Source organism: Photobacterium kasasachensis (assembly GCF_050336885.1).
GTDB classification, from domain to species: Bacteria; Pseudomonadota; Gammaproteobacteria; order Enterobacterales; family Vibrionaceae; genus Photobacterium; species Photobacterium kasasachensis.
In genome coordinates, this window is record NZ_JAKJSH010000013.1 from 1 (window position 1) to 17,348 (window position 17,348).

The following is a 17,348-nucleotide window of genomic DNA, read 5'->3' on the forward strand; positions in this document are numbered from 1 at the left end:
AGGCTAGGCACCGATTAGAAAATCTAGTGGCTCTAAATTAATAATCGGTAACAACGCATAGAAGCCAAGTAAACTCGCCCTTTGGGAGTGAGCCAGCGCGCCCATTTCTGTGTCAAATAACGTTGAAAGGGAATACCATTCCTACCGTCATTTTCCTTGAACTGAGCACGCTGGTCTCACTCTGAATCCTGCATCTTGAGGTAGCTTGGGTATAATACTACTTACTTGGCTTTGGCGACCTGTAGGTCGCCATTCTTTTACCTTAGTACCAATTTCCAAACTACCTTTCGGCAAAATACTCGTGCAGTGCCTGCCGCCACTCCGTACTTCTTCTTACCCTGAGCAAGGCTCGGTTGAGTGTTTCTGCATATTGGCTTTTATCCTCGATCGCAAACCCGTAGTTCTGTTTTTCAAATTGGTAGGGCAGCACAATGAGATCACCGTATTCGCCTTTCTCCTTGGATTTCTTAATCAGGTATTTTAATACGGCATCGTCCGCGACAATGGCTTGCACCTCATTGGCCTCAAGTGCTTCAAGTAGTTGGCTGTTATCAGTATAAGTGCGGTGAACAATACTGTGATTGGTGAGGAACTCGGATGACGTTGATGCTTCTTTCGCTCCGACTGGAATATTAGCCAAATCATTAGGACCTTTTATGTCAGAGCTTAACAGTCCAAGCGTGAAGGTACTTGCCAGTACGGCCGTAATACTGGCTATAAATAGTGTGGTCGCTATCGCAAGAATTACCGTGATGACTCTGCCGGTTAGGGTTTTAAATTCGAAGTAATTGAAAGGGCCCTTGGTGATAAAAAGCAGCCCGAGAATGAAGCCTTCAATCAATTGTGCGCAGCGAGAGGATGTAGAGTACAGCTTCTCGTTTACCCTGTGCTCAAGCAGGTAGAAGATAGCGCCAACGAAAGCCGCTGCGGCAAGAACAAAACCAAGAACGGTCAATAAATGTTTGTTGGTAATAATATTCTTGACCGAGGACAAATAGCCTTGCTTTTTCACGGCGATCGCCAAATGTGTTTCGTAAAATGAGTGCGAAAAGTCCAGAATGAGCTCGCGTTCGGGTGTAATAGATAAACAAGAAATTCCGATGTTGATTTCTCTCGTCGATACGGCTTCTAGCAACTCTTTCAGGCCAAGTTCCTTGATTTCGTATTGAAGCCCAAGCTGCTCGGCAATTCTCTCCCACAACAGAATGCTCAGACCTGAATAGGTACCGTCGTCGTGTTTGATGACGAAAGGCGGACAGTGATAACTCCCCACTTCAATAACAGGCTTGGCTGTTGTCGCGGCGAAAGCACTTTGACACAGAAGGAGTGCCGGTAACAGGAGGATAAACAGGCGTTGTGCTGGGTTCAGTTTTGACATATTGGCTGCTCTTTTGCCCACACTAGCCTAAGTATAAGTGTCATTTTTCCTTCATGTTGCTGTCTTATTTTTGAATGTAATAAGCCATAAAAACAGTGTGCTTAATGACTTAGGCTATGCTTATAGCAGTTAATGGCAACTCAGAAACTTAGCAAGACTATCGAGTAAGTCGCTATTTTTCTTGGGGGAGGAAGTTAGATGAGGCTTTTCTCTTATTGTGCGCTGGTATTGACCCTATTGTTTACTGCATTTTCAGCTTCTGCCGATAATGTGTGGGTCATCGAAATTAGAGGTGGAATTGGCCCGGCGACGAGTGATTATGTGGCCCGTGAAATCGACGATGCCAGAGAGGCGCAGGCATCATTTATTGTGTTGAAGATGGACACCCCGGGAGGGCTGGATACCTCCATGCGGGATATTATCCGTGCAGTCACGACATCCTCAATTCCTGTCGCAACCTGGGTCGGCCCCTCTGGGGCAAGAGCGGCAAGTGCCGGGACTTATATTTTACTGGCCAGTCATGTTGCGGCTATGGCTCCCGGTACCAATTTAGGGGCGGCGACGCCTGTTAACTTGACGGCTCCGTCTGGAAAAGATGATGACAGCAGCAGTAATCCTTTTGCGCCTAAGGAAGAAAAAAAAGAACCTAAAGACGAGGAAGCAAGCGCTGCTGAAAGTGATAGTGAGGCCAAACCTGAAGATGATCGGGTAAAAGCGAAAACCGCCATGGAGAAGAAGGTCATTAATGATGCCACTGCCTATATTAAGGGGTTGGCCAAGTTACATGGCAGAAATGAAGAATGGGCGGCGAAAGCGGTAACTGAAGCGGCGAGTCTAGATGCCGAAAGTGCCCTGAAAGAAAATGTCATTGATTTTATTGCCGCTGATCTGGATAGCCTGATGACGCAGTCGAACGGGCGAACCATTACCATAAACGGGTTAGAGCAACAAATTGAGCTGGACAATATTGCTTTTGTCGAGAGAGAGCAGGACTGGCGCTTTAAGCTGCTTTCCGTGATCACCAATCCCAATGTGGCCTATATTCTGATGTTAATCGGGATCTATGGCTTGCTGTTGGAGTTTTATAACCCGGGTGTCGGTTTACCGGGGGTTCTCGGCGGAATATGTCTGTTGCTGGCAATGTATTCACTCCAATTGTTACCCGTTAGCTATGCAGGGCTAGGGTTGCTGCTGCTGGGTATTGCACTGATGGTAGCGGAAGCGTTTAGCCCGAGTTTCGGCATACTCGGCCTGGGCGGAATCGTGTCCTTTGTTTTGGGTTCAATTATGCTAATGGACACCGAAACACCTGGCTATCAAATCGCCATCCCGCTTATTGTTGGTCTGACTGTGGTATCTGCTCTCTTCACCTTCGTTATCCTTGCCTTGTTGCTAAAGGCACGGCGCAAGCCTGTCACAACCGGTGTAGAAGTCCTACTGGGACAAAGTGCCAAGGTTGTTAGCGGCTTCCCAGGTGATGGTCGAGTATTGGTTGATGGTGAGATATGGCAGGCGAAATGCGACCAGCCATTGACTAAAGGGCAGAGCGTCGTAGTGAGAAGAGTTTCGGGTTTATATCTTGTTGTAGAAGACGGCTACAGTGATCCCTCAAGTAATAAGGAATAACATATGGTTACTTATTCGTTAGCGACGATAATCGTGCTGGTGGTGGTCTTAATCGTCAGCATGTTTAAGATTTTACGTGAGTATGAACGTGCCGTCGTTTTCTTTTTGGGGCGGTTTTATGAAGTAAAGGGACCTGGTCTGATCATCATTGTACCGATAATCCAGCAAATGGTGCGGGTTGATTTGCGGACCATTGTATTGGATGTCCCTACACAAGATCTGATCACCAGGGATAATGTGTCGGTGCGGGTGAATGCGGTTGTCTACTTTCGTGTCGTTGACCCAAAGATGGCAATCAATAATGTCGAAAATTATCTCGAAGCGACCAGTCAGTTATCGCAGACAACCTTGCGCTCGGTACTCGGTCAGCATGAGCTTGATGAACTATTGTCGGCCCGGGAAGAGCTCAATAAAGATCTGCAGCTGATCCTTGACCAGCATACCGACAATTGGGGTATTAAAATTGCGAATGTCGAAATTAAGCATGTGGATTTAGATGAAAGTATGGTTCGCGCTCTGGCAAGGCAAGCAGAAGCGGAGCGTGCTCGTCGAGCTAAGGTTATTCACGCTGTTGGTGAACTTGAAGCCTCAAAGAAGCTGAAAGACGCTGCTATGGTGTTAAACGAAGCCCCCAATGCTGTTCAGCTTCGTTATATGCAGACGCTAACTGAAATCTCCAACGATCGTACAACAACAATTCTGTTCCCGATGCCAATCGATTTGGTCGATAAGGTGGGGGGCTTTATGAAGGCTTCTTCGGTCTCCTCGGACACGGATCATAAGATTGATTATCCTTAATACCCTAGAAATTTGAGTACAGAAGTTTGAATACTAATAAGTGCACATATAGATAGGCTCCCGATATAGGGAGCCTAATTTGTATATGGTGGCTATAAAGTTTACTAGTCAGGAAATAAACCAGCTTTAAGAACGCTGAAGCATGAAGGTCTGATACTCAAGATCATCGAATTGTCTGTCGAGCATGATGAGTCCAATAATTGTAGTGACCAGCATGGTAATCGCAAACCCATAGCCATAATACACTGGTCCAAGGTCGATACTCAGATGGGCCAGAATAAAGTTACCTGCAGCCATGAGAGCCGTCAGTATTAGTGCTGAGTAGCGTTTGTCGAGGTAGAACATCACGTTCAGTATTGACATCACCAGTACCTGGAGGCTGACGCCAACAAGATCGACATAGAGTAGATGTAAGTAAGCCAAGTCGATGTTTAACGCAACGAGTATGTCTTCAGCCCACAGCAGCAGTAAGGCGAGCGTCATGCCCTGAACTTTAAAGATTTCGTAGATACTCTGTTGACAGGCAAGGATCATTTTATCTTTAAGTAGGAAGATAGAATCCAGTGTTGCACCTTCACGAACGGCATCGTAGAACCTGAGGCAGGCATCGGCAAAATCAGTCTCCATACGGAGCATAAAGACCGCCATTCCAGGAATAATCGCCAGATAGGCGACGAATATCGGCAGATCGTAGATGTAAGAAGCGCGGAACAGGTCAATGACCTGATGGGAGGTTTCGTCTCTGAACCAAAAAACAAATTTATCCAGCCATACCCCTAGGTTGTATAAAAAACCGCATAACAGTAGCGAGTAAAAGACCTTGCTAGGGTTAAGAAACTCAAAGGAAATTAGCTGCTTGGCAGGGAAGTCGCGAATAACGTGATAAAGAAACGCAAATGTCAGTACTGCTTGGCAACCGCAGAAAATCACCATCAGTCCCAGTAAACCGAAAGGCGGTAATGTGACGCTTAATACAATCATCAACCCGTAGCTGAGCATTATGGTGAAAAAGATACGGTAGTACTCTTTCATCCCACTGAGGAAAATGATGATTAGCCACTGATTACAAAGGAGCACGAGGCAAGTAAATATGGCGATTTTGACGGCGGGCTCTAACTGGGGAGATAACGCCATGACACCACCACCCACTGCAGCGGCGATTAAGCTCGTGACTAACATTGAGCCGAGCAGGTTAGGGATAATCCGATGTTCTTCCTCGGCAAATAGAAGGTCAGAAATAAATCGCGTTAACAATAGCTGGAACAGGCCGCTAATGATCAGCGAGCCGGCCATTAAATAGGTAACAATAACCAGAAATTGCACTATTATATTCGTTGGAAAGACAATTCCGATACTGAGCATGCCGATAGCCAGTAGGGCCAGAATTGAAATAACCCACGGACCTGAACTGATCAAGCCAGCTAACCCATAGGCCTCGAGCATAGACAGCAACGAGTTCTTTTTAAGTATCTTCCTTAATTCAAAGCCAATCCCTGCCACCGATGGCCTCCTCATATAAATGTCGATACGAATCGTACATCAGTTTCTCATCGTAGTAACGGGTGACGCGGGCCTTGCCGACATCGCCTGTTTTGATCCAACTATCTGTATCATTTAATACGTTGATAATGGCTTCTGCCCCCTCAAGTGGGCTGGCTATCGGAATAATAACACCACAAGAGCCCAGGGCTGCATCTTCGCCGGCGGCACCGTCAATAATCTCCCGACAAGCACCGACTTCGGTTGAAATACAAGGGATACCCGCCGCCATCGCTTCAAGCAGGACAAGCGGCTGGGCCTCACTGATAGAGGTCAGCATCATTACGCCAAGTTTGGGCATGATTTCCGCTACATTCTGGCTGCCGAGCATTTTGACATTATTGGTGAGGCCGAGGCTCTCTATCAGCAACTCGCACTCATGCACATAGCCAGGATCTTCTTCTGTCGGGCCAATGATCCAGCCTTCAAGTTCCGGTAATTCTTCAATAGCGCCACGAATGGTACGAATGAAGGTTTTAATATCCTTAATTGGCACAACACGCCCAACCAGGCCGACAACAAGGGGGGGGGAGGTCGGTCGTTTTTCGTAGGCAGCATGAAAACGTTGGGTATTAATACCGTTCACGATAACCTGGGTTTTATGCTCGGGAGCGCCGTCCCTATGCTGTCGTTGCCTGTTGCCCTCGAAAAGGGCCACGATTTCATCGGCCTGGTGGTAGGCCGTCAGGCCAAGTTGTTCGAAAAAACGAATCCAAGTTTTGCGGGTTAAATCCATGTCTTTGTGCATACTGATATCAATCAGGCTGTGCCTGTCTTTAATCCAGTTGGCCTGCGACAGGTCGATTTTGCGTTCTTTGGTGTATATGCCGTGTTCTGAAATTAGAAACGGGCGTCCTGTCTCTTGCCGGCATAGCGCGCCAAGGAAGCCGGCATATCCTGTCGATACGCTATGAAAGGCTTTTGCATCCGGAAGGTTCTGAGAAATTTGCGACAGAACAAAAAGCGGTTGGTAAATGCCTCTATAGGTCCAGAAATAGTCAACGAAGGACTGGTTGTCGGCGGACTCAAGATAACGCTCTGTCAGTACATCCCAAGATGCACGGCTATATAAGAAATCAGTCAGGCTAAGTTTGTTTTTCTGTCCTAAAAACTCTGAGATCTGTCCAAGTAAGTCACCGGGAATTGGTGTCTTTTCTCTTTCAAAAAATGACAGAAAGTGTCCCCAGGCTTGAAATAGTTTACTTTTTCCCGTGCGTGGAGATGGTTTCGTTTTTCCTGGGGAAGATAACAAATAGTGGACTTCAAATCCGACGACATTGTCCGGAAATTCATAGGCCGGTTCGCCATAGAAATCAGGATGTCCGCCCAAAAAGATCAGGTGAAAAGTATATTCTGGCAAGCCGCTGATGATTTGGTGTACCCAGCTCGAGACACCTCCCCGTACATAAGGGTAGGTGCCCTCAAGCAGCAGGCAGATATCGACATCTTTGGTCATGACCAATACTCCTTGATTTGGCTGAGACGCTCACCTTTTTGATCAGGGAAGTAGTCAATATATTGCTTAACCTTTTGATAATCTCCGGTTATATAGGCAGCTTCAGCTAAATAAGGAGCCACCTGTTTGACGCGCAAACCACCGTGTAGCGCAGCTGTTAAGTAGATGATGGCCTGATCGGGACGTTGCTGCTCAAGCAGTACGCGCCCTAGCAACAGGTTGTTTGATGCGCGTTGTTCTTTTTCTATGGAAATCTTGAGGTAATGCTCGGCCTGCTCGAGGTAGTGTTTTTTCAGAACGCCTTCGGCAATACCGAGATAACAGAGCTCCCAGTATTGTTGCGCGATTTCGAAGGCTTTGGTTGGTTGAGCTGTGTTTTCATATTGCTTCTTGAACAGAGATATCAACTCGTTAATCTGACTTTCGATACCTTCCAAAGCGGCGTAGGCTAGCAGGCGGACGTCATCGGATAGATCTTTCAGTGCGAGCTGTAACAAGGGGACAGACTGCTGACGAGGAAGATGACATACGGCATTGACAGCAAGTGACCGGCGATCAGGATCATTACTATGGATCAGTATTTCGCGTAGTGCACCGGCACCATACTGGTTGCCTAATACTTCTCCCGGGTTTTGTGGCAGGGGATGTTCCTCACATTCCTGCCAGGTAATCTGGCTTTGTTTTCTTGGCAGGTATAGGGCTATTAATAACGAGCAGGCAGTGCCAATCATGCCGACGAGCGGAAGTAAAAAGTTAAATAGAAACAAAAAGCTCAGTGAGCTAATCAAAGGAAACTTAAACTTTCGCGGCAGCAGCAGCCAGCTTAGCGCGGCAAAGCTGGCACAGGCAATAGCATGTGAGGCGGCAAATGACACCCATTCGGCAGACGTCATTTCATGATTGAAGACGATATAGAAGCTGAGGCTTTCAAATGAGATCGTCTGAATAAATAGCCAGGCTTTCATCATAAGCTCCAAATTCATTCATAAGAGTTTTTATTTGTTTTTGATCTTGCTCTAAAGATAACGGCCCAAGAATATCGATATCGTCAATGTGATTGCCAATTGTAAGAGACAGAAGTTCCTTTAGGCGCTTTATGTATTGCTGGGCATCATAAACGGATGTAAGTGGTAGCAGGACAACAAGTGCGTGCTGGCCTCTTTTGGTCTGACAAGACCAGTAAACATCCGCCCCACGGCGGTAATTGACGATAGAATCCAGGCTTTTGTTATGAGCACCGTTGGTATCAATACATACGACGAGGGTGCTATCGGCACCGTAGTGACGTTTGTTGTACTCGGCCCTGTCAAGGTAACTAAGAAACAGCGTACTCTGGTGAGCTTGCAGGATTGGGGTGACAATCGCGTCACTGAGTAGATCGGCTGCATGGTTTGACACCAGAGACAGAAGAGCGACATTGGCTGGCGTCAGCATAAAGAATTTGGCATGCTCGGCAATAACAAAGCCTTGTAGTGTCTTATGGGTATCAAGTAGTGGGATACATAGCTGGTAACGTGATTTATGGACTTGATTTTCATCTAGTTTCGCGGGTGAAAGAAGTTTCTGGGTTGCCAGCATGTCCTGAAGCATAGGATCGCTCAACACCAGCCTGTGATGATCGCCGAGCGTCGCCTGTACCTCTGGAACAACGTTTCCATCCTTTACCCGGTAAATACCGGCGACTTCCAGCCCGCCAATTTCAGCCAGAAGGTTGAGGAAAGGGTGTCCTAGGTGCTCGAGCCGGTGTGAGCTGTGTTTCGATGCGATTTTATGTAATGCACTGATACTCGCTCTGAGGCTTACCGTCTGCCCGGCAGTGCGCTGTTCCAGCTGGTCATGGGAGACTTTCAGCAAGTGGTAGTTTTGGGTAAAGCTATCAAGCTTTTGCGCCATATAGGTATGATCTAATATGTGCTTCTGGTTAATGCTGTGCCAATAGTCATGGAATTCGCCTGCAATCATTGCGACCAGAATTAAACCGACAGCCAGCGAGAGAGGGTAATACTCCAGCAGTCCAGTTGCATTCATTATGCTTGCCAGCCCTGCTGTTGTAAGCAACCCGCTAATCAAACCCTTGGCAAACCCGTATCGCAATGCAATGAGCAGCGGACCAAAAAGCGGCCAGAAGAAATTATGCTCAGTCGATGACGGAGCAAGGGAGTCTGACTGGGTCCATATGTATATCGAAAGCACTGAAACCACGATAGTTTCAAGCCAGGCGAAGCCATCTTGTTTGAATCCGATAATAAAGCGATTCCAGATGTTGTTCATTGGCAACCTTATTTTACTTACTGCTTGTTATTATTGTTCGACGTTCAGGCCATCAAGAAGGGTCTCGATAACGATATGGCCGGTGCCACTGACACTTTCTCTTCCCCAGCCGCCACGCGTACCTGTTGCGCGCCAGTAAGTATTTTTGCTTTTGGCTGACTGTACTTCCAGGGTAATACCTACAGCGGGCTCTCCATCAAGACCGCTCTTATAGTGCCATTCTTCAACCGATCCTGTGATTACGTAATCGACATTTTGGGAGGCCAGCCACGCCTGGGCATTTTTCCTTCTCGCCGAGTTATCTAAAATACTTGCTAGGTCATTGGTTTCGCTCGTCGGGTACATTACGGCATCAATACCTTTTGCATACAGTTGCGCGTTGAGAATTTGTTCGGCTTTCTCTGCCGCCAGCGGGGTATTGGAGTTATTGATCATAGGCATCACTGCCCAGCGACTCCCAGCGGCAAATGTCGGGCTTTCCGGCACCTGATAGCTTGTGCAGGCACTCAAGGCAAGGGTGGTTGCAAGCAACAGTTTATATTTCAYCATTGTAATCCTTTAAAAACTGTAAAAGTATCCCAGCGAGAGCTTCATAGACTCATCGCCATTTCTGTCCTGGCTCTGCCAGTCGACGGACAAGAAAAGCTCATCGTTACCGACGACGCGCCAACCGAGGCCGGAGCTCACTGTCATATCAACTCGACTGGTGGTGACGTTGTAACCTAGTGAGCTGTCAAACCAGTATCTCGGAGAGGGAACCATGGCTCCGGGCTGACCGGGGTTCCCATGCCAGACGCGCTGACCGATAGCGACACGTTGATATTCGTCTTCAATAAAATCTGCACTGGTTAATGTCGACCTTCCTTCGCGCCATTCATTGACACCGTCAAGCGGATCATCGCTCAGATTAACGCGCTGCATACTGTAATCGCCATAGATTTGCCATGCCGGATCCGCAAAGAAAAACTGTTCAGAAACGCGGAAGTTAAGGTCCCAGCCCTTGCCGATTTCATCATCAAATCGGGTCGAGATATCATGCAGGTTGAATTGGAAAGCAACAGATTCACGTGCTGTCGGCTGGTAGTTTAGGCTCATGCCTACAATATTATCCTGGCCAGAAAGTGTGAGCAGTTGGCTCGCTTCAATTGCATTATTAAGCCCCAGCTTGAAAGAGGCTGTCCAGTACGCGTCCAGCGGTGTCTGATAAGTGACAGATGCGCCTAGTCGCTGGTCACCAAGGCCATCGGCTATATCAAGATTAAGCTTCCATGCAGTATCTAGCCGTTTGTGCAGGTACTGGCCTCGGAGCCTGGTTTCATTGTCGATGTCATTACCTTGAAACTGGACTGGAGCATCTGCGATTTGGTAGTCGCTTCCCAGCCGCCAGCTGCCGTTATGGTGTGGCGAATAGTAATCCAGACTGAATTTGGCGATATCCCATTGGCTGTTCTGAGTAACCTGTGATCGAATACTGTGTGTTTTATCTGGGTGTTGATTGACGTGCACCCGTCTCAGTTGCTTTTCTGCTGGCTTGTCTATCATACGGCCAAGGTTTTCCTGCCCATGTTGCCAAGCTTCCTGATATTGACCTGTGAGCTGAAGAGCCGTGTTTTTGTCTGCTTCCGGCAGGTTAACTGATTCTGCGAGCAGCCTTTCCATTTCATCTCTGTTCTTGCTCTGTATGGCGAGAGATAACTGTTGCCAGTCAGGGAGCTGATAGAGCTTGAGCGCAGTTCTCTTATGCCAGAACAGGAGGGTGTCGGCTCGGTTTTGTGTAAGGAAAAACTGAAAGAGCTCTTGAGTTTTACGGTTGTTGGGGTGTTCCAGAGCCGCTTCGGCGACCTGGGCATAAGCAAACTGCTCGCCCATAAAAAGTGCAACTAACGAGCGATAGGTAATATCGCCATCTTTAAGTTTGAGCAACGAATCACTGAGCTCGGTCGCGACATAACGACGAAGCTTGTAAGCCGTATCATAGCGCCCTTGTAATTCGAGCAAGGCTGCAAAGTTAATAATAACGGCGACATCGGGTTTTTCTGTGTTCAATAGCAGTTGTTGATACCATAACTCCGCCTCTTTGGGACGGCCGAGAAGTTGTGCCGTGGTGGCAAAAGCAAGCCATAGTTCTTTTTCACCTTTAAGGGCAGATTTATAACGACGATAAAGGCTATCCATAGTCTCATTGTCTTGAGTGTTAATGGCGAGCCATAGCAAACCGCCAATGGCACTGACATTGCTCGGTTCCCGTTTGAGAATGTTATTGTACAGAGTGTTTGCTTTCTCTATGTTGTTTTCATCAAGCGCCAACTGAGCCTGGTAAAGTTGAATATTTGTATTATTGGCAAGTGATGGGTCATTTGAAGCCAGTTTCAGCAAACGGATAAATTGGTGTTGATCATTGGCTTCTTTCGCTGCTTTTATGGCGGCGAGTAGTGGCTGTTCATTGTTAGTACTGGTGTATAGGGTCACCAGTTCGTCTATTTTTTCATTCAGGACGGGTAAATTGGTATTGAGGTAGCGGTACACGTCTATGTTGTCGCTCGACAGCACTAACAGTCTATCTTGAGAAAGTTGCGCAAGTTTGCGATCGCTGGTTTCCCAGGCTAGCGTGGCAACGGCTTCAAGGTAATCCTCATCGGCATTCAGCCAGTCAGCAGGGGCAGTTAAGGCTGCCAAAGCCAATTTTGGCTGATAGGTCATGATGTAGGCGTTAGAAAAACGCAGGGCTTCAGCTGTCGTTGGTTTACGCAAGCGCTGCAGTTTCTTCCACTGCTTAATCACCCGGGCATAGTCACTCTGATAGTCATACAATCGCGCGGTGTGGACGACTAAAGCCGGATCCCTGGGGCGCATTGCAGAAAGCCGTTTTATGCTTTTTAGAGCCGCATTGGTGCCTTCAGCCTTTTCAAGTGCATTTAGCCAGCTTGAATACTCCTTGCTGGTGATTTGGTTATTGGCGGCAAGGCGATTATAGAAGACACCTTCGTGATAAATGTCCCCGAGAGCACGGGATTCTTCAACACCAGCTCTGAGTTGCGCTTCTGATGGCGAACGGCCGAGTAGCTCTTTGCTTAGCGCAAAGGCTTTAGGTACATTGCCTTGCCAGCGATAAAGATCATGTAGCTTGGCGATATGCACAGAGGCGTTTGTACTGCTTACCAATTGCTGTTGAAGAGAGGTTGCTAAAGCAAGGTCACCGTTGGTGATAGCGAGTTCTACCGTGCTTGTCATTAGCTGGTTGCTGGGCTCGATGGCCAGTAACTTTCTCGATTGCATCAGCGCGGTATCGAAATTGCCCATTAGCCTGGAGTGATCAATTGTCAGGTGCAAGAAGTCAGGCTGTTGGCTGAGTTTGCCGTTATAGCTGCTAATAAATTGTTTGCTTAATACCGGTTCATTAGACGAGGTCAGCAATGCCAGTAATGATTTTGCCTGGTCGAGACTTTCGAACTCCCTGAATGCATCCAGTTGAAGCTTCAGAGAGTTATCATAGTCTGAATTCTGTAGTGCGAGAGTGATCAGTTCCTGGTGGCTGGTTTCGCCGCTTTGTAGATGTGGCAGCAATAGAGCCAAACCTTTTTCCGGCATTGAAAGTTCAATGGCGGCATCGGCAAACTGACGCGCCAGTTCAGCCTCGGGAACATAATCCGTACTACTGATTATGCGCTTAATCCTGCTTTCTATTTCGTTATTCGCGCTATTCTGATGAAAAACATCCAGTAACAGCTGAAGGTAGACAGCAAAGGCATCCCAGTCTCTGGTGGCATCGTCGTAGGTGAGGATGGTTTCTGACAACGCTAACGCTTCTCTGCGGCGATCGAGCTGGATATAGGTTTCGATCATCAGTTTGATGACTTCTCGGTTGTCTGGTTCCCGACTATTGATTTCACGTAAAAAGGCCAGTGATACATCGGGGGAGGAAGAACGTGCAACGAGCTTGATCAGCATATTCTGGCTAGGCGAGACCAACCATAGTGCCCACAATGAGGTAATCGTAAGAACGGCCAAGGTTCGCTTGTTGACCAGGCGTATTCTCGGCTTTTTTCTTTTACCTGAGTGGGGACGTTTTAAAAATACTGCCATGCGTAGTTCACCGTTAGTCGTTCTTGTTCGTTGTTACAGATTGACTACTGCAGCGTAGTGAGCCAGATACAGTGCCTGCTTTAAGTGCCTGATATCTGACCCCGCCATTCGCGATGACAGTTGCTTTTAGTGTCGAGTCACTGACGAGTTTGCATCCTGAGCCATTGGCGATTTCAAACTCAAGCGGGGTATGACTCTTAATTGTCCAGGACGTAATTGGCCCGTCTTTCTTCCATTGTATAAGCTGGCCGTTGGCATTTTTTAGATAGGCGTCTTGGTTTTGAATGTTAGCCAAAGCAATAACACTGCGCGGCGCAGATAGAGTCAGGAACTTGCCATCTGGCCCTTGGTCCCAGCCTGCGATATTGCTCTTCGAGATAACCGGGAAGCCCATTGAATCCGGTAGGCGGATGCTTGTAATACCTGAACTGGTGATTTGCCAATTTCCATTGAGGGTTTTAGCAATGCCTGTTTCATACAGAGTACGAGCACGCTCGGCATATTCGCTGAGGTAAAGGGGAGTGGCCTTTTGCTTCACTGCCCAGTCATAGACGTCAAGAAGCCCTTTCAGTGAGGCAGGGTAAGCACCTGAGTACATGTGATAGTAGATAGCGATAGTTTTCAGTCGGCGTGGACTGCCAAGTAACTCGAATGTTTCTACAGCACGTCCGTAACCATCATGATGTTCAGTCCAGAGATTGGTATATAAGTTTTCGTTTAGTACCGGCGCATAAACTTGGACCGCTGAGGGATACCAGGCAATAGTGGGCGAGACCTGGGTATAGTTGTCATTTCCCTTTACCACATAGGTATTACCACCGTTAACATTGAGCAGGTTGGCTTTTTCAGCAATGGTTAGAATATCTTCTTTGGGATCGGCTTTTCCTGACCACAGTATCAGCTTTGTTTTCTTGCCTTTGGGGGCGAGATTCTTGTTGATGTAGTCAACACTACCGATGATCTCATTGTGATAGTCCAGGGTGTAGCCGGGAATAGGCAGGTGATCACCATACTGCTTTTTCTTAAATGTCTTGGTCTGGTCCCAGAAAAAAGGGTGGCTAAAAGTATGTGATGCAATCTCTACATTTGGTAATGCAAATATGTCACGGGCTACCGCTTCCATGGCTTCACTTTCTTTAGGGTATAAGCCGCGCTTGCCAACCTCGCCTTCAATAACAGAAACAGTTTGCGGTAGATCGTATTTTTTAAAGACATGCTTTAGCAGTACTTCTGCGGTATAGGGCTTTCCCGGGAACCAGGCTTTGGACGGGAAACCGTCACCGTCGACATGGCTGGTGAGGATCCGTCTGCCTGATTCCGTTGTGGCGTCGGCGGCGGGAATAACCGGAAGGTCCAGTGTCTCGTCGATTAGGCGGAAAGGATCAATTGTCCATGTTTCGGTGTTGTTTGCCAGGTTAAGTACAGGGAGTGGGGCCAAAACCGCGCCTCCCCAAGGGGCCTTGAACAGGAGACCTGAAGAATGGCCGTTTTCATCGGTTGCTTCAATGAGCGGAGCGATGCTGGCATTTTTGGTAACCCAACGCGGATGAGCTTCAAATTCGCTGAAAGTGGGAGGATAGCGATTGGCCACCCAGTCTCTGCCAAGACTGATAGTGACTTTGCCTTCAAGTGTACCAGCTTCGGTAATGCCGAGCTTGGCTCGTAATGTTTCATCTGTAGGCAGTGATTTGATAAAGAGGACCGGGCGTTCGTCAATGGTATGGAAAAGCCATTGCTGAAGTTTGGCATTGCTTTGATAGGAACTTTCTTCCAGCCACAGCAAAACGGCAGCGTAGCGACTTAGGTCGATATTGTCGATGTTGGTTGACCGGACATCCCTGCATTCAGGGACGTAACCCATGTACTCGATAGGCATTGAGATCATCCGGTGACATTCGGACGACGAAAAGTCAGTGAATTGGCTGTCGAAAAAGCCGAGAATACGCTTAGCCACTGGTTCGATTGTACTCACGCCGAACTTATAGAGCATTCCGTCACTGACATACGGCGTATAGCCTTCGTTAAGCAAGCGTTTCGCGGCTGCAATTTGTGCTTCACGGTTTTTCGCCGGGATATAGTCAATAACAATCGCCTCGATGCCACGAGCTTTAACTTGATTCAGTTTGCCGGTAAGCCATTCTGAATCAGAGGGTTTGACTTTCTTATAGCTATTATCGACAGGGTGATAGCTGTTGTAGAGCGACTCGGCGAGCACAGCAGAAACTGGATGCTGTAGCTGCTCGATAATTTCAAAGCCACGGTTTAGGATCAACTCAGGCTTGCCCGTTAACTGATCCAGGCGGGCGATAATACTAACCAGAGCTTGTTGTTGCTGATATTGTCTTTTCTCGCTTTTAGCAAAGAGGTAATAGCTGTCCAGTGTATCGAGAAATAAACCGTCAAACCCTTTAGAGAGATAAGCTTCAGCTTTTTGGGTCAGATATAGTTGCCATTGGGGATCGGTTAAATCCATGGCATAACTTTGCCAGTTTTCATTTCTTGCTGGAGAGGAAGTACGTAAGTTGTCGGGTAAGATTGGACCGTCAAATTCCCCAACACTCAGATAGGCAAAAACTTTAGTTTGTGCTTTTTTTAATGTCCCTATTTGTTTTGGGGTAATTAGGTCCGCGGTTACAACGACACGATCGTAATTCATTAATTCCATAGCGGAATCAATTGAGTTGTAATAAAAAGCAATTGACGAAGGTGTCTGTGCAGACACCAAAGATGGCAAAACGAACAGCACAAAGATCCATATACGCATAATGCAACTCCTTTGCTTGAAATGCCTAAATAGCACTGCACAGCTATGCCAGTTAATTCCACTGTAAGATTTGAGACATGTTTTTTCTACAAATTTGTCTCATATTTAGCGAACTTTGCGTGAACTGACCATTTATTGACCATTTGTTGGTCATTTTGTCGCGGAGTATGCGTTTAGTTTTGCTTGTGTCTTGGAAAATATTTTTTATATGGTTTGTCCGTGGACTTATTGCAACAAGGTTTATGCTGTAAAATGTAGTGTATCAATTGCAGTTAACCGTATTGTTTAGCTGCTAATTAAGCAAAGTGATAATTAAATGACACAAAAGAAGAAAACTCAGGTAACCAAAAAAGGGTTACATCCTCGCAACCCCCACCGTCAGCGTTATGATTTTGACGCCCTGATAGCGAGCTGTCCTTCGTTAAGTCCTTTTGTAGCAATGAACAAGTTTGGTGACTTGTCTGTTGATTTTACCGATCCACAGGCAGTTAAAATGCTGAATAAAGCATTGTTAAGTTATTTTTATCAGGTTCAGCATTGGGATATTCCACCGGGTTACTTGTGTCCGCCAATTCCCGGCCGAGCAGACTATCTTCACTATATTGCAGATTTGTTGGCCGACTCGAACAAGGGCATGATCCCCAAAGGGAAACGAATAACAGGCCTTGATGTTGGAGTCGGAGCGAATTGTGCGTATCCGATTGTCGGGCATAGGGTCTATGGTTGGCGTTTCGTTGGGGCTGATATTGACTCGCTTTCAATTAAGTCAGCGAAGTTTATTGTAGAGTCTAATCCAACGTTGTCTGGTGGGATCAAGTGCCGCTTGCAGAACAATCCAGACCATATCTTTACCGGGATGATCAATGCAGACGATGTTTTTGATTTTACGATGTGCAACCCGCCTTTTCACGCTTCATTGGCAGAAGCGACCGCAGGCAGTGAGCGCAAAGTACGTAATCTTGCTGCCAATGCTCAAAAGAAGGGGACGGATAGCTTTCAAAAATCCGGAAAAGGGAAGAAGCCTGTTCTCAATTTTGGCGGGCAAAAGGCAGAGCTTTGGTGCCCGGGAGGAGAGGCCGCCTTTATCAAGCGCATGATTAAGCAAAGTGTTGACCATCAGGCCCAATGCTTTTGGTTTACAACATTAGTGTCGAAGAAAGAAAATCTGCCGGAAATCTATCGTAGCCTGAAGAAAGCAGGTGCTGTCGATGTACGTATCATAGACATGGCACAAGGCCAGAAAATTACCCGTGTTGTGGCGTGGACGTTCTTGAATGATGAACAGCAGCAAGCCTGGCGTGAACAGCGTTGGGAGCAGTAGAGGTTCGTTTTTCAGCTCGTCACTTCAATAAGTTTCTAGAATTAGTCATGAACAGTAAAGCGGCCTTTGGCCGCTTTTTCTTTGTTCATCATATAACTAAGTCCGAATCCAC

Annotated in this window: 11 protein-coding genes; 3 read left to right on the forward strand and 8 right to left on the reverse strand. The window is 47.1% G+C overall.

Annotated elements, in window-relative coordinates:
• Positions 1–280: 280 nt before the first annotated feature.
• Entirely contained in the window at positions 281–1,378 is a 1,098-nt protein-coding gene (locus tag L4D19_RS18015) for a substrate-binding periplasmic protein (protein ID WP_428453621.1), read from the reverse strand.
• A 198-nt stretch (positions 1,379–1,576) separates the two neighbouring features.
• On the opposite strand from L4D19_RS18015, the gene L4D19_RS18020 reads away from it, so the two are divergent.
• A complete protein-coding gene (locus L4D19_RS18020; protein ID WP_428453622.1) occupies positions 1,577–3,004 on the forward strand; it encodes an NfeD family protein in 1,428 nt (475 codons plus the stop codon).
• A gap of 3 nt (positions 3,005–3,007) precedes the next feature.
• Positions 3,008–3,802: a slipin family protein gene (locus tag L4D19_RS18025; protein WP_428453623.1), complete on the forward strand. Its 795-nt coding sequence runs from the start codon at positions 3,008–3,010 to the stop codon at positions 3,800–3,802.
• Positions 3,803–3,928: 126 nt separating this feature from the next.
• On the opposite strand, the gene pelG is transcribed toward L4D19_RS18025, so the two are convergent.
• From pelG to L4D19_RS18060, 7 genes are read right to left on the reverse strand one after another with little or no spacing between them, the layout of a single operon-like run.
• On the reverse strand, positions 3,929–5,302 hold the full coding sequence (gene pelG / locus L4D19_RS18030) for an exopolysaccharide Pel transporter PelG (protein ID WP_428453624.1): 1,374 nt from the start codon (positions 5,300–5,302) through the stop codon (positions 3,929–3,931).
• Entirely contained in the window at positions 5,283–6,797 is a 1,515-nt protein-coding gene (gene pelF, locus L4D19_RS18035; protein ID WP_428453625.1) for a GT4 family glycosyltransferase PelF, read from the reverse strand. The genes pelG and pelF overlap by 20 nt, the downstream gene beginning before the upstream one ends.
• On the reverse strand, positions 6,794–7,762 hold the full coding sequence (locus L4D19_RS18040) for a hypothetical protein (RefSeq protein ID WP_428453626.1): 969 nt from the start codon (positions 7,760–7,762) through the stop codon (positions 6,794–6,796). Before L4D19_RS18040 ends, pelF begins: the two co-directional genes overlap by 4 nt.
• A complete protein-coding gene (locus L4D19_RS18045; RefSeq protein WP_428453627.1) occupies positions 7,725–9,068 on the reverse strand; it encodes a PelD GGDEF domain-containing protein in 1,344 nt (447 codons plus the stop codon). Before L4D19_RS18045 ends, L4D19_RS18040 begins: the two co-directional genes overlap by 38 nt.
• A gap of 30 nt (positions 9,069–9,098) precedes the next feature.
• Positions 9,099–9,617: a hypothetical protein gene (locus tag L4D19_RS18050; RefSeq protein WP_428453628.1), complete on the reverse strand. Its 519-nt coding sequence runs from the start codon at positions 9,615–9,617 to the stop codon at positions 9,099–9,101.
• Between the two features lie 9 nt (positions 9,618–9,626).
• Positions 9,627–13,151: a tetratricopeptide repeat protein gene (locus L4D19_RS18055; protein ID WP_428453629.1), complete on the reverse strand. Its 3,525-nt coding sequence runs from the start codon at positions 13,149–13,151 to the stop codon at positions 9,627–9,629.
• Between the two features lie 13 nt (positions 13,152–13,164).
• The gene (locus tag L4D19_RS18060) at positions 13,165–15,915 is read right to left on the reverse strand and encodes an endo alpha-1,4 polygalactosaminidase (protein ID WP_428453630.1); all 2,751 of its coding nucleotides are present in this window, start codon (positions 15,913–15,915) and stop codon (positions 13,165–13,167) included.
• Between the two features lie 316 nt (positions 15,916–16,231).
• Between L4D19_RS18060 and rlmF the strand changes: the two genes are divergently transcribed.
• Positions 16,232–17,236 carry a 23S rRNA (adenine(1618)-N(6))-methyltransferase RlmF gene (gene rlmF / locus L4D19_RS18065; protein ID WP_428453631.1) on the forward strand — a complete coding sequence of 335 codons (1,005 nt, stop codon included), beginning with the start codon at positions 16,232–16,234 and terminating at the stop codon, positions 17,234–17,236.
• Positions 17,237–17,348: the final 112 nt, after the last annotated feature.

Excerpts from the sequence above, each read along its gene's own strand:
- L4D19_RS18015 (WP_428453621.1), bottom strand. The coding sequence starts at position 1,378 with ATGTCAAAACTGAACCCAGCACAACGCCTGTTTATCCTCCTGTTACCG.
- L4D19_RS18020 (WP_428453622.1), top strand. The coding sequence starts at position 1,577 with ATGAGGCTTTTCTCTTATTGTGCGCTGGTATTGACCCTATTGTTTACT.
- L4D19_RS18025 (WP_428453623.1), top strand. The coding sequence starts at position 3,008 with ATGGTTACTTATTCGTTAGCGACGATAATCGTGCTGGTGGTGGTCTTA.
- pelF (WP_428453625.1), bottom strand. The coding sequence starts at position 6,797 with ATGACCAAAGATGTCGATATCTGCCTGCTGCTTGAGGGCACCTACCCT.
- L4D19_RS18040 (WP_428453626.1), bottom strand. The coding sequence starts at position 7,762 with ATGAAAGCCTGGCTATTTATTCAGACGATCTCATTTGAAAGCCTCAGC.
- L4D19_RS18045 (WP_428453627.1), bottom strand. The coding sequence starts at position 9,068 with ATGAACAACATCTGGAATCGCTTTATTATCGGATTCAAACAAGATGGC.
- L4D19_RS18055 (WP_428453629.1), bottom strand. The coding sequence starts at position 13,151 with ATGGCAGTATTTTTAAAACGTCCCCACTCAGGTAAAAGAAAAAAGCCG.
- L4D19_RS18060 (WP_428453630.1), bottom strand. The coding sequence starts at position 15,915 with ATGCGTATATGGATCTTTGTGCTGTTCGTTTTGCCATCTTTGGTGTCT.
- rlmF (WP_428453631.1), top strand. The coding sequence starts at position 16,232 with ATGACACAAAAGAAGAAAACTCAGGTAACCAAAAAAGGGTTACATCCT.